This is a genomic window from Pseudoalteromonas sp. S408 (assembly GCF_005886645.1).
Lineage (GTDB): Bacteria > Pseudomonadota > Gammaproteobacteria > Enterobacterales > Alteromonadaceae > Pseudoalteromonas.
The window spans coordinates 23695-36237 of sequence record NZ_PNDY01000016.1; the positions used below are offsets into that span (position 1 = coordinate 23695).

Annotated in this window: 11 protein-coding genes; 8 read left to right on the top strand and 3 right to left on the bottom strand. The window is 39.0% G+C overall.

The genetic code is table 11. From position 1 onward, the window contains the following. Positions 1-306: 306 nt before the first annotated feature. The 3 genes from polA to CWB62_RS13315 all read left to right on the top strand — a co-directional run bounded on the left by polA (position 307) and on the right by CWB62_RS13315 (position 4653). Positions 307-3042, top strand: coding sequence for a DNA polymerase I (gene polA / locus CWB62_RS13305; RefSeq protein ID WP_138530820.1), 2736 nt, complete (start codon positions 307-309; stop codon positions 3040-3042). A 508-nt stretch (positions 3043-3550) separates the two neighbouring features. Continuing rightward, positions 3551-4138 carry a YceI family protein gene (locus tag CWB62_RS13310; RefSeq protein ID WP_138530818.1) on the top strand — a complete coding sequence of 196 codons (588 nt, stop codon included), beginning with the start codon at positions 3551-3553 and terminating at the stop codon, positions 4136-4138. Beyond that, on the top strand, positions 4135-4653 hold the full coding sequence (locus CWB62_RS13315; RefSeq protein WP_138530816.1) for a DUF1285 domain-containing protein: 519 nt from the start codon (positions 4135-4137) through the stop codon (positions 4651-4653). Before CWB62_RS13310 ends, CWB62_RS13315 begins: the two co-directional genes overlap by 4 nt. Here CWB62_RS13315 and yihA read toward each other — a convergent pair. After that, entirely contained in the window at positions 4650-5327 is a 678-nt protein-coding gene (gene yihA / locus CWB62_RS13320; protein WP_138530814.1) for a ribosome biogenesis GTP-binding protein YihA/YsxC, read from the bottom strand. The two genes, CWB62_RS13315 and yihA, sit on opposite strands and share 4 nt — an antisense overlap. Positions 5328-5607: 280 nt before the next feature. On the opposite strand from yihA, the gene CWB62_RS13325 reads away from it, so the two are divergent. From CWB62_RS13325 to CWB62_RS13335, 3 genes are all read left to right on the top strand, one after another. Further along, entirely contained in the window at positions 5608-6240 is a 633-nt protein-coding gene (locus tag CWB62_RS13325) for a c-type cytochrome (RefSeq protein ID WP_058403879.1), read from the top strand. A 740-nt stretch (positions 6241-6980) separates the two neighbouring features. Then, positions 6981-7574, top strand: a complete 594-nt coding sequence (gene yihI / locus CWB62_RS13330; RefSeq protein WP_058550566.1) for a Der GTPase-activating protein YihI — start codon at positions 6981-6983, stop codon at positions 7572-7574. A gap of 13 nt (positions 7575-7587) precedes the next feature. Then, on the top strand, positions 7588-8103 hold the full coding sequence (locus tag CWB62_RS13335) for a DUF2489 domain-containing protein (RefSeq protein WP_058403877.1): 516 nt from the start codon (positions 7588-7590) through the stop codon (positions 8101-8103). 234 nt (positions 8104-8337) lie between these two features. On the opposite strand, the gene hemN is transcribed toward CWB62_RS13335, so the two are convergent. Both hemN and yjgA read right to left on the bottom strand, forming a co-directional pair. Further along, a complete protein-coding gene (gene hemN / locus CWB62_RS13340; protein ID WP_138530812.1) occupies positions 8338-9711 on the bottom strand; it encodes an oxygen-independent coproporphyrinogen III oxidase in 1374 nt (457 codons plus the stop codon). Between the two features lie 114 nt (positions 9712-9825). Then, entirely contained in the window at positions 9826-10359 is a 534-nt protein-coding gene (gene yjgA, locus CWB62_RS13345) for a ribosome biogenesis factor YjgA (RefSeq protein WP_006793069.1), read from the bottom strand. A 144-nt stretch (positions 10360-10503) separates the two neighbouring features. Here yjgA and pmbA point away from each other — a divergent pair, with 144 nt between their 5' ends. Further along, positions 10504-11853 carry a metalloprotease PmbA gene (gene pmbA / locus CWB62_RS13350; protein WP_058403875.1) on the top strand — a complete coding sequence of 450 codons (1350 nt, stop codon included), beginning with the start codon at positions 10504-10506 and terminating at the stop codon, positions 11851-11853. Between the two features lie 91 nt (positions 11854-11944). Further along, a complete protein-coding gene (locus tag CWB62_RS13355; RefSeq protein ID WP_058403874.1) occupies positions 11945-12424 on the top strand; it encodes a DUF721 domain-containing protein in 480 nt (159 codons plus the stop codon). Positions 12425-12543 lie beyond the last annotated feature (119 nt).

A 12543-nucleotide genomic window follows, 5' to 3' on the forward strand; every position in this document is an offset into this window, starting at 1 on the left:
GACGAGAATAACTAAAGTAGGTGATGGCATCAGCAGCCATAAAAAAACCTTTTTCCACATTGGTTTAAAAATAATAAAAAAAGAACTTCGTATTATCTTTTTTAAATTAAAACATATAGTTAATTATTTTTCTAGGCGTTTAAATATGCTTTGGAAGGATTGTTTGTGTCTGTTATCTACATACTTATCCACAGCTTGCTCTTACTTAAATAAAATACCTAGCATTAATTGATAGTCGTTTTATTTTAACCCTTGTGGCATGCTTACAATTATCATAATTTTTAGCATTTAGGATCCAATTTCACCATGGCTCAGATCCCCGAAAACCCACTTATTTTAGTTGATGGTTCGTCGTATTTATTCCGTGCTTATCATTCTCCTCCGCATCTAACTAATTCTAAGGGTGAGGCTACGGGCGCTATTTATGGCGTTATTAATATGCTTAAAAGCCTGATCAGACAATATGATCCTTCGCATATGGTGGTTGTGTTTGACGCGAAAGGTAAAACATTCCGTAATGACATGTACAGCGAATACAAGGCTAATCGTCCTCCTATGCCTGATGATTTACGCACGCAAATAGCACCTATTCACAGTATTATTAAAGCAATGGGTTTTCCGCTTATTAGTATTGAAGGGGTTGAAGCCGACGATGTCATTGGGACCTTTGCGCGAATTGCATCTGAACAAAAACGCCATGTACTGGTTTCGACCGGTGATAAAGACATGGCTCAGCTTGTGAATGAGCATGTGACACTTATTAATACCATGACTGACAGTATTTCAGATCCTGACACTGTGGTTGAAAAGTTTGGTGTTGGTCCTGAACTGATCATTGATTACCTGGCTCTTATGGGCGATAAAGTTGATAACATTCCAGGCGTTGAAGGCTGTGGCCCCAAAACAGCCGTAAAATGGTTGCAAAAATATGGATCTCTGCAAGGTGTAATGGATAACGCAGGCGAAATTAAAGGCAAAATTGGTGAAAAATTAGCAAATGCATTAGATCATTTACCTTTAAGTTATGAGTTGGCGACCATTAAGTGTGACGTTGAGGTTGAATCAGATCTTGATACGTTTAAATTACAAGAGCCAAATAAAGACGAGTTAATTGCGTTATATGGTGAATGCGAATTTCGTCGTTGGTTAGCTGAGCTGCTAGATAACCCAAGTGATGCACAAACTCATTTAGCGGTTCCATCTGATGAGACAGAATTACCAAAAGTTGAAGAGGCTCATTACGAGACTATTCTAACAGAGGCGCAGTTTAATACGCTAATAGAGCAGCTCAATAGCGCTGAGCTTTTTGCATTTGATACAGAAACAACTAGCCTCGATTACATGCAAGCTCAACTAGTAGGCATGAGCTTTAGCGTTAAAGCAGGCGAGGCGGCATATTTACCGGTCGCGCACGATTATCCTGATGCGCCAGAACAACTAAGCCTTGAATTTGTGATGCAAAAGCTTGGACCAATTTTAGCTGACCCTAATAAAGCAAAAGTAGGACAGAATCTTAAATACGACAAAAGCGTATTAGCCAATGCTGGCTATGAACTTAATGGTATTAAATTTGACACTATGCTTGAGTCTTATGTTTTTAACAGCGTAGGTACGCGTCATGATATGGATTCGTTAGCACTAAAATACCTAGGCCATAAAAATATTAGCTTTGAAGATATTGCAGGTAAGGGTAAAAAGCAGCTAACATTTAATCAAGTTGAACTCGAAAAAGCAGCGCCTTATGCAGCTGAAGATGCAGACATAACACTTCGCTTACACGAAGTGCTATGGCCTAAAATTGAGGCGGATGAAAAGCTTAAATCAGTATTTGAAGATATTGAAATGCCATTGGTAAGCGTCATTTCAGATATTGAGCGAACAGGGGTTGCGATTGATAGCAACATGCTTGGCGCGCATAGCCAACGCTTAGGTGAGCGCTTAATTGAACTTGAAAAAGAGGCGTTTGAAATTGCAGGTGAACCTTTCAATTTGAGTTCACCAAAACAGTTACAAGTATTATTGTTTGAAAAACTAGAGCTGCCAATAATTAAAAAAACGCCTAAAGGTGCACCTTCAACAGCTGAAGAAGTACTTCAAGAGCTCGCTCATGATTATCCGTTACCTAAAGTGATTATTGAGCACCGTGGTTTATCAAAACTTAAATCAACATATACCGATAAACTACCCCTTATGGTTAATGAGAAAACGCAACGTGTGCATACGTCATATCATCAGGCTGTAACAGCAACAGGGCGTTTAAGTTCTACCGATCCTAACCTGCAAAATATTCCAATTCGTTCAGAAGAAGGTCGCCGTATTCGAGAAGCCTTTATTGCAGCCGATGGGTATAAGATAGTTGCAGCAGATTATAGCCAAATTGAACTGCGTATAATGGCGCATCTTTCACAAGATAAAGGTTTACTTAATGCTTTTGCGAATGGCCTAGATGTTCATAGTGCGACCGCCGCAGAAGTGTTTGGTGTTGATTTAGATGACGTAACAACAGATATGCGCCGTAAAGCAAAAGCCGTAAACTTTGGTCTTATTTATGGTATGTCGGCTTTTGGTTTAGCCCGTCAGTTAGATGTTCCACGCCATGAAGCTCAACATTATATTGATAAATACTTTGAACGTTTTCCTGGCGTATTAGAGTACATGGAAACAACACGCGAAAAAGCAGCAGAAAATGGTTATGTTGAAACAATATTTGGACGCCGACTACATTTACCTGAAATAAATGCGCGTAACGGAGCCCGTCGTAAAGGCGCAGAGCGCGCAGCTATTAATGCGCCAATGCAAGGCACCGCTGCTGATATAATTAAAAAGGCCATGTTAAGTGTTAATAAGTGGGTGTATGAGCAATCTCCAAATACTGTTAAGTTACTCATGCAAGTGCATGATGAATTGGTATTTGAAATCAAAACTGATTGTGCAGAGACTTATACTGCAAAAATTTGTGAGCTAATGTCACAAGCTGCTTCACTCGATGTACCGCTAATAGTAGAGGCTGACGAAGGTGAAAATTGGGAACAAGCCCACTAAATTCTATAAACAATAAAAGCGCCGATAGGCGCTTTTTTTATGTGTATTAAAAATATGAGTAACTTATTCTTCAATTTTTTATAAACAGAATTTAGTTAAAAATAGGTTAAAATAGGTAATTATTTATGCTAAATGGTTACATGTTCGTCAATTCTAACTATTAATGCAGAATATGATTGTATTTTTATGCGTGCTTTTGTTAAAGTCCCGCCCGTCCTACTCTGTGGGACATCCTGTTGATGATGCGTCTGTAAAGATGCAACAAATTGTTAGCAACTCCCCAGTTTGCTATATCGGCCTAATAACCTTTTATTAGGCCGTTTTTTATTATGCGCTTTTCAGTTTTCTTGCTTCATTCTAATGTGATCATTCTTATGCTCAAATGTCGTAGTTATATCGGGTATTAATTGCGATATTGTAATCTCATGTTTTAGTATGGTTTAAGCTATTTCTAAATGATAGTATCCAATGAGATTTCTCTTGATTTATATATTTAAAGGAGTGCGTTATGTTTAAAGCGTTAGCTATTACAGGCCTTTCGTTATCAAGTTTATTTATGTCTAATTTTACCTGTGCCAATTGGCAGTTAGACAACGATAAAAGCCAGATAAGCTTTGTTTCTATAAAAAAAGACACCATTGCTGAAGCTCATCACTTCACTGCGATCGAAGGCAAGCTTAGCGACGAGGGTGAGTTTAATATTCATATAGATTTAGCATCGGCAGAGACGTTTATACCTATCCGTAATCAACGGCTTACAAGCCTGTTATTTGAAGTAAATACTTTTCCAGAAGCCGTACTAACAGCTAATTTGAAACAGTCGTTATCAACAATTAAAAAACCGGGCAGTTACGTGCTAAAAGGAATTAGTGCTGAGCTTAATTTTCATGGCAACAAAAAATCACTCGTAATTGATGTGCTCGTAAATAGCAACAAAAGTGGTGATTTGACGCTGGCTTCATTTACGCCAGTTATTATAAATAGTGGCGACTTTGGTGTGACAGAGGGGGTTAAACAATTACAAGAACTTGCTGGTTTACCTTCTATTGCAACCGCTATCCCCGTTTCATTTGCATTAACACTTAAAAAACAGTGATTTCGCTTAATGAGCTCAGTAAACAGTTAAGTGAGCCGAGTAAGCCCTTTGATAGCTGGCAACCCTCGCATTGTGGTGAGTTGCCAATAGTTATAAACGACCAAGGTGAGTGGTTTTACGGTGGTAGTAAAATAACAAGGGCGCCTATGGTTAAGTTGTTTGCTTCTGTGTTGTGCAAAGAAGATGAATATTTTTATTTAAAAACACCTATCGAAAAAATTAAAATTACAGTAGTAGATGCGCCATTTATTATTGTTGACTGGTTTTTAGAACAGACATCTGAAGGCGAGGCATTATGTTGTATTGATAATTTAGCCAGGCAGTGGGTTGTTAGTCAGCAGCAGCCTCTGCAGGTAAAAAGTTATAAAGGCGCTAAAGTGCCTTATTTAATTTTACCTTTTGGCTGTAGTGCACGCATTTCAAGAAGTGTATTTTATCAGTGGGCTGAAAAAGCCGAGTCTGATGAGCTCGGCTATTTTATTCGATCTTCGGGTGAGGCGTTTTACTTAACTTAGCTTGCGGTACTGGTGTCTGAACTACTTTCGTCAGATGCTTTGTCTGCTGGCGGTACTGCGATCACGGGGCCTAAAAACCACTCGTCTAGTTTTTTCGCAACTTCTGGTAATCCAGTGCCTTTTAAAGACGAAAAAGCATGAACAGTAATATCGCCATCAAGTGCGCTTAGTTCACGTCGTACCTGAAGTACTTGGGCTTTGCGCGCACCTTGTTTTAGTTTGTCTGCTTTAGTTAATAAAGCTAATACAGGAATCTCACTGCCTATTGCCCAGTTAATTAAGTCTCGGTCTAAATCTTTTAACGGATGACGAATATCCATTAAAACAACAATCCCTTTTAAGCTTTGGCGCTTTTGAAGATATTCACCTAGTGACTTTTGCCACTTTTTTTTCATTTCAATTGGTACTTTAGCAAAGCCGTAACCGGGTAAATCTATTAACCGCATGTTATCAACGTCGGCTAACTCAAACGTATTAATTAATTGAGTTCGGCCAGGGGTTTTACTTGTACGTGCTAATTTTTGATCGGTTAATGCATTTAGCGCACTTGATTTACCTGCATTAGAACGACCCGCAAACGCAACTTCAATTCCCGTATCAGCAGGTAATTTAGTGATGTCTGGAGCGCTTGTAACGAAAGACGCGGTATTATATTTGATACGAGATTTGAGCACAGGCTCTCCTAAAACTTTAAAAGTAACGTTAAGTAAACCAAATTTACTTAGGGTGCGTATTTTATACTATAAAGTATGTATTAAAAAGCGTATTTGAGTACCTAAAAGCACTGGCTGTGGTACATTTAAAGCATATTAAAGCTTCACCTTAGTCAAAACCCTGTAAATTATAAGCTTAATATGTGTAGAAAACGTGCCAGAGAATTTATTATCGTGTAGAATATATGTATTGCAACATCATGATTGTAGATGATACAGGGTCGGGAACAGAGAATTCACCATGAAAAAAATAGCACTATCTTTAACAATACTGCTTGGTGCGTTGTCAGCAAGCAACGCAACAGCATTTGATGGCGATGTAAACGCAGGTAAACAAAAATCAGCAACGTGTGCGGCATGTCACGGCCCAGACGGCAATGCGCCGGTTAATATTTACCCTAAAATTGCAGGCCAACACCCAGATTATATCCTCAAGCAATTGCAGGAATTTAAACTAGGTATGACTTCAGGCGGAAAAGAGGGCCGTATGGATCCTGTTATGAGCGCAATGGCAATGCCATTAAGCGAACAAGACATGAAAGATCTGTCAGCTTATTTTTCGTCATTAAACATGTCAGAAGGTTCAACACCTAAAGACGTCGTTGAAGTAGGCGCAATGCTTTACAAAGCGGGTGATGCAGAGCGAGGAATTCCTTCATGTGCTTCATGTCATGGTCCTCGTGGTAACGGTTCATCGTTAGCTAAGTTTCCAAAAGTATCTTTTCAGCACCCAGAGTACATCAAGTCTCAGCTTGAAAAGTTTCGTAATGGTACTCGTAATAATGACCTTAACGGTATGATGGGTGATATAGCTAAAAAGCTAACAGACAAAGACATTGAAGTGCTTTCTAAGTACTTAGGTGGTTTACACTAAAGTCGTATATATCTAAATTTAGATACCAACTACAGTGTAATATGAAAAAAAAAGCAACCTCGGTTGCTTTTTTGTGTCTGAAATTGGCGATATTGTCTTTTACTTTGTGAGACATTGACCATGCCGGTGTATGGTAAAAGTCTTATTTTAAACGTCTTTTTTTTGTTAAGTTATTGTTATTTAAATAGGCTTTTATTTGAACATAGGTGCAATGTAAGAAAAAAGATATAAACCAGTTGTAACAAAATTATTAACGAGTAAATTAACACCTGTCGCAAAAAACAATAAAAAAATGGAAACAGCTATAAGGACAGTAGCGCGGCACGACTACATAGCACAATGATAGTGCTACTAAAGGAAATACTACAAAAGTGTCAGGATGACCGAAAATAATAAAATAACTCATGGAAGTTTAATAATAAAAACAAAATGGAATGAAACAAGGAACGTAAAAATAATAACAATACGGACAGATAATAATAAAAATAACAAAGACTAAAAAGTCGAAGGGAGAAGTGTCCATTCAATGGCGCTCAGATTAGTAGGCGGTAGAGATGTTTTCTCTACCGCCTTTTTATTTGTCCTGTTACAATACCCACCGTTTAGCAATTTGCTAGTGCGTAATTTTAAAGAGTAGCCCAACCTCTTAAGCGCAAACTGAATTCTTCTGGCTTTGCCAGCATTGCGATGCCTATTAATTTGCGCCTCGCTCAAAACCTCTTAAGTGAGATGATCAAGATATGAGTAGAAAGAAAAAGTCACGTAAAATCCCATCAAATGGACCTGTTCGCTTAAGCCAAGATAAGCTTAAAGAAATGCGTGCGTTAAAAGAGCAGCGTGTTAAAAAAACCAAAGGTGCTAAGCCAGGTTCGCGTAATGCGCCAGATTTGCTTGAAGAACAAAGCCAAGCATCGCATTCAAGTTCAAGAGATAAGCGCATTGGTAGTAAAAAGCCGGTGTCTTTAGTGCCTGTTGCTGCTGAACCAAAAGTAGAAATGAAACGTAACTTAAAACCAGCTGTTGAACTTAAGAAAGTTATTCAACCAGAGCTTTCGCCAGAGCAAGAGCTTGAAGAGCTTGAAAATGATGTGCGTTTACTCAAGCTAGTGGAGCGTCATGAAGGCGGTGAGATGCTGACTGGTAAAGATGCGAAGTACTTCAATAGCCGCATTGCTCGTCATCAGGTTCTATGTAAGTTATTAGGCCTTGAAGACGAAGATGAGTTTGATGATGAAGATGATTTTGGCGAAGAGAGCAATTCAGACTTCGACCAGTATTTATCAAATGATCTTGCCAGTGAATGGTTAGACGATGATGAAGACGAAGATAAGTAATTAAGGGTATTTAATGAGTACTGCAGTTATCGTGGCTTTATGTTTAGGCGCTATCATTATAGCTGGTTTGGCATTTTATGCGGGTCAGTTGTTATATAAGTTAAGTGCGCAAAAAAAGTTAATAGCTAAAACACAAGCTGAGCAAAAGCAAAAGCTTGCAGCGTCTCGTTTAAAGCGAAATGCTAAGCTTGCCGACAGTATTCATTTAATAGCGCGTGCAATGAATGAAGAGCAGTGTGAGTTTTCAGAGGGATGTTTGCGCGTTTGGGTGCTTATGTCGCAATACGGTTTTGAAGACGAACGAGATTTAACCACACAGTATCCTGGTATTTATAAAATGTACCAAGTGGTAAAAGAAATGCCTACACACGACGCACGTAAAAAATATTCTAAAAAAGAAATTTTTAAGCAAGACACTGCGCGCTGGCGTGCAGAGGAAAGCTACAGTGATGAGATTAAGGCCGATTGCGTTAAAATTATTTCTGAGTTCAAAGCTGCCCCAGGTAGTGAAAACGTGGTATTTAATTAAAGTAGCGTAAAAAACATAAAAAAGCATACCTAGGTATGCTTTTTTTGTGCCCATATTATACCAATCCGCAATAATACTTAATCATTTTACGGGGCTAAACGTGTCGTTAAATGCGGTAAATAATTCTTATTTATAACAACTAAATAGCGAGTTTTTTGCCTAGCTATCAATACGTTTTTCCAGCCTCAAAATAGATCGCTTAATTAAGCGAATTAGTATCATTTGATGAGTGGATTAAATCACCCGGGAAAAACGCGTTGCGTTGATTTGATTTTGTAAGTGAGCATCAAAGCACATGCAAATGATACGAATAAATAAGTTCCCCCGTGGTGTGACACGTATGTGGTTGTTTTCAATAATCACCATTTTATCGTCTATAAGTGGTTTAAGTGAAGTCAATGCGCCTGCAAAGTAGCTATCAAACTCAATATGATACTTCTTAGCAAACTCATCTATATTTAGTTCAAACTGACAAATAAGCTGCTTAATAGCATCAGCTCGAATAACATCATCATGGATTAAATGCATGCCTTTACTAAGTGCGCAGCCGCTTTGCGTTTCAATACTATGGTAGTAATGCTTCAGCTCCTTTTTATTTTGCAAAATAGCCGTGCCAATTTGTGAAATAGACGATGCACCTAACCCTAATAAATCACAATTACCATGTGTGGTATAACCTTGAAAATTTCGATGCAATTTGCCTTCATTTTGTGCGACAGCCAGCTCATTGTCTACTTTCGCGAAGTGATCCATACCAATAAACTGATAACCCGCTTTTGTCATCTGCTCTAAGGTATTTTTAAACATAGTTAGCTTATCGTGCGCATCTGGTAAGTCATGCTCTTTAATTTTGCGTTGTGCGGCAAATCGCTCTGGTAAGTGAGCATAATTAAATACCGACACACGATCAGGACTAAGCTCAATGAGTTGCTCTATTGTTTGTTTAAAGCTGTCGGGTGTTTGCAGTGGTAGGCCGTAAATCATATCGGCGTTAATTGATTTAAAGCCCAATTCACGTGCCTGAGTAATTAACTGTTTAACGTTATCTGCATCTTGAGGACGATTAACTGCAAGCTGCACGTCGTCATTAAAGTCTTGAATCCCAAACGACACTCGGTTAAAGCCAAGCATTCTTAAATCAACCAGCATATTTTCAGCAAGCGAGCGTGGGTCGACTTCAATACCGCGCTCAGTTGTGCTGGTAAAGTTAAAATGCTGTTCAAGTAGCGTAATTAAGCGCTTCATTTGTTGGGGTGTTAAAAAAGTCGGGGTACCTCCACCTAAATGCAGTTGCTCAACGCTGTAGTGCTTAAATAAAGGTGCGTGTGCGGCAATTTCTTTTGCTAAAAAGTCTATATAAGTATCGGCTTTTGATTGGTGGCGAGTAATAATTTTATTACAACCACAGTAGTAACAAAGCTGACTACAAAATGGAATATGGATATATAAAGAAAGCGAACGAGATTGAGATGACTCTACGGCGCTGATTAAATCGTGTTTATCGTATCCTTCACTCAGAGATAAAGCGGTAGGATAGGATGTATACCGCGGACCAGATACATTGTATTTATTAATGAGAGCTTGGTCCCATTGAGGAAGTTTTATCATCACGCACACCTGAGTTTTAAGTAGAGCCGTGATTATAAAAAAGTAACTGAGGGGGGATGTTGATCTATAACAAAAAAGGTGCCAAAGCACCTTTCAATCACAACGTATTACACTTTAATACGTGACAGTATGCGCATCTTTTAAATACTGAAAAAGCTCTTTATAGCCTTTACCTGGCTTTTCAGCTTTTACTTCTTTTGCAGCATTGCGCACTAATTGACGCATTTTTTGACGATCTAGCGAAGGGAACTGCTCAATAGTTTCGTTTATCAGGCTGTCGCCTTGTTCTATTAAGTCTGAGCGCAGTTGCTCTATTTTTTTAACCAATACTTCAGCTTGGTTATTTTTATTAAGCATTACATCGATAATAGCTTTTATATCTTCAATGTTTTCTACTGTGCGAAGCGTTTTTGCGATGTAATTTAAGTGACGGCGGTATGCATCACTTTTATTGCTAATTTTATCAGCAACAACCATTGCTTCTTTTAAATCGTCATTTAATGGTAGGCGCTCACGCTGCTTTTTACCCATTTTGGCAATTTCAGAACCTAACTGATGAAACTCTTGCGCTTCGCGCTTGAGCTCTGTTCTTGATACGTATTCAATTTCTTCTTCAATTTCAGCAGGCTTGCCTTTTTTCTTCGCCATGGGGTGCTCTTAAATAAAAATAACTGGCGCCATTATACGCGATTCTTTTAGTGATTAATATTAGCTGATGTGGTGCAGTGAGTGTGTTAGCATTTAACTATAAGAAATGCATGCATTATGCCTCTAAGGCTCAGGACTTAATTTATGAAAAGCCAACAAAACGATCCAATTTATTCTCAAATATCGCAGGTTAAAGATGCGGTAGCCGAAGTACTCGAACATGCTAAAAAATTAGGAGCTACAGCAGCTGAAGCTGCAATGTCTAGCACGTCGGGTTTATCGGTGAGTACACGAATGGGTGAAGTAGAAACCATTGAGTTTAACCAAGATGGTGGCCTGGGCATTAGTGTTTATGTTGGCAATAATAAAGGCTCTGCCTCAACGGCTGATTTAAATCCTAAAACATTGCGCACAGTAGTAGAAAAGGCCATTGATATTGCAAAGTTCACATCAGACGATCCATTTAATGGGGTTGCCGATAAAGAGCTACTTGAGTTTAATCCACAAGATCTTGATTTATACCATCCGTGGGATGTTAGCCCAGAACAAGGTATTGAGCTTTGCCATACTGCCGAGCAAGCAGCTTTAAATGCTGATGAACGTATTGTAAATTCTGATGGCGCCAGTTTTTCATCGCATCAAGGGCTTCGTGTTTATGGAAACAGCCATGGTTTAATTGCTGGCTTTCCGCGTACTCGTCACAGTATCAGCACCATGGTGATTGGTAAAGATGGCGAACAAATGCAACGCGATTCAGCATACACGGTTGCCCGCGATCAAGCAGGTTTAACTGATGCTGCGGCAGTCGGGCTTGAAGCTGCATCAGAAACATTGGCTAAACTAAACAGCCAAAAATTAGGAACAATGAAAGTCCCTGTTGTATTTAGGGCTGATATTGCAAACTCATTATTTGGCCATTTAGTGTCAGCGATTGGTGGTGGCGCACTTTATCGTAAGTCGAGCTTTTTACTCGATAGTTTAGGAACACACGTATTTAGTCATTGTGTAAATATTGCTGAACGTCCACACATGTTAAAAGGGTTAGCTTCATCACCGTTTGACAGCGAAGGTGTTAAAACGGTTGATCGTGAAATAATCCAAGGTGGTGAGTTACAAACTTATTTATTAGCAAGTTACGCCGCGCGTAAAATGAACATGACCCCTACAGGTCATGCAGGCGGAATTCATAATTGGTTAGTAGAACAAACGCATAACGATTTAAAAGCAGTGTTAAAAACAATGGGTACCGGCTTGTTAGTTACCGAGCTTATGGGGCAAGGTGTAAACACAGTAACAGGTGATTACTCTCGCGGTGCTGGTGGTTTTTGGGTTGAAAACGGAGAGATTCAACATCCCGTTAGTGAAATTACGATTGCCGGCAATTTAAAAGATATGTTCAAAGGTATTTCTGCTATTGGTGGCGATATTGAGCGCAGAGGTGGTATTCAAACTGGCTCTGTTTTAATTGAGCAAATGCAAATAGCAGGTGCTTAATACCTAATTTACGCTTACTTATGGGCACACTTATATTTACTGCAATGCCGCTAAATTTAAGTGTGTGAATAAGTACGATTTGAGATGTTTAATGGCTAAAGATAGATACGCACCAAAACCACTCACCGATATTATGGCGGGCCTAAACAACCGTCTGTCGGCTTATGCTGGTAAAAGCCAAGCTCTCGATACTCAGCAAACTTTACTTAAAGACTTTTTAGGCCCTAAATTAGGAGATAAATGTCGCGTAAGTAATTATCGCGATGGCACGTTGATGATTGAAGCGGTATCGGCCCCGATAGCGCTTAGGCTTAATTATTTAAAAATGGATATGCTATCGCACTTTAGGGCCGCAGGTATGGCTGAACTGGGGCAAATTAAAATTACAGCTAATCCTCAGGCCACTCAGCGATTAAGTACGTCAAACAAAACAGCTTCAGCCGCCGTCACCAACTCGCGTAAAATGAGCGAACAAACAGCCGATTATTTAAATGCGATTGCCGACTCAGCACCTCCTTCATTAAAAGAGAAGTTACAACGTTTGGCCTTACACGGTAAAAATAAGAGCTAATTACCAACTGCTTTATTAAGCTATTGATAGGGTAATTTAGAGTGCTCATCTCATTCAAAATACTTTGTTACATATTCTATTTCAATGTTCTCAAAATCAGGTTTATTATAGCGCTATTG

What these genes read in the sequence shown, in the direction of transcription:
- yjgA (WP_006793069.1), bottom strand. Translation starts at nt 10,359, where the DNA reads ATGGCGAAGAAAAAAGGCAAGCCTGCTGAAATTGAAGAAGAAATTGAA.
- CWB62_RS13335 (WP_058403877.1), top strand. Translation starts at nt 7,588, where the DNA reads ATGAGTACTGCAGTTATCGTGGCTTTATGTTTAGGCGCTATCATTATA.
- polA (WP_138530820.1), top strand. Translation starts at nt 307, where the DNA reads ATGGCTCAGATCCCCGAAAACCCACTTATTTTAGTTGATGGTTCGTCG.
- hemN (WP_138530812.1), bottom strand. Translation starts at nt 9,711, where the DNA reads ATGATAAAACTTCCTCAATGGGACCAAGCTCTCATTAATAAATACAAT.
- CWB62_RS13310 (WP_138530818.1), top strand. Translation starts at nt 3,551, where the DNA reads ATGTTTAAAGCGTTAGCTATTACAGGCCTTTCGTTATCAAGTTTATTT.
- CWB62_RS13355 (WP_058403874.1), top strand. Translation starts at nt 11,945, where the DNA reads ATGGCTAAAGATAGATACGCACCAAAACCACTCACCGATATTATGGCG.
- CWB62_RS13325 (WP_058403879.1), top strand. Translation starts at nt 5,608, where the DNA reads ATGAAAAAAATAGCACTATCTTTAACAATACTGCTTGGTGCGTTGTCA.
- yihI (WP_058550566.1), top strand. Translation starts at nt 6,981, where the DNA reads ATGAGTAGAAAGAAAAAGTCACGTAAAATCCCATCAAATGGACCTGTT.
- pmbA (WP_058403875.1), top strand. Translation starts at nt 10,504, where the DNA reads ATGAAAAGCCAACAAAACGATCCAATTTATTCTCAAATATCGCAGGTT.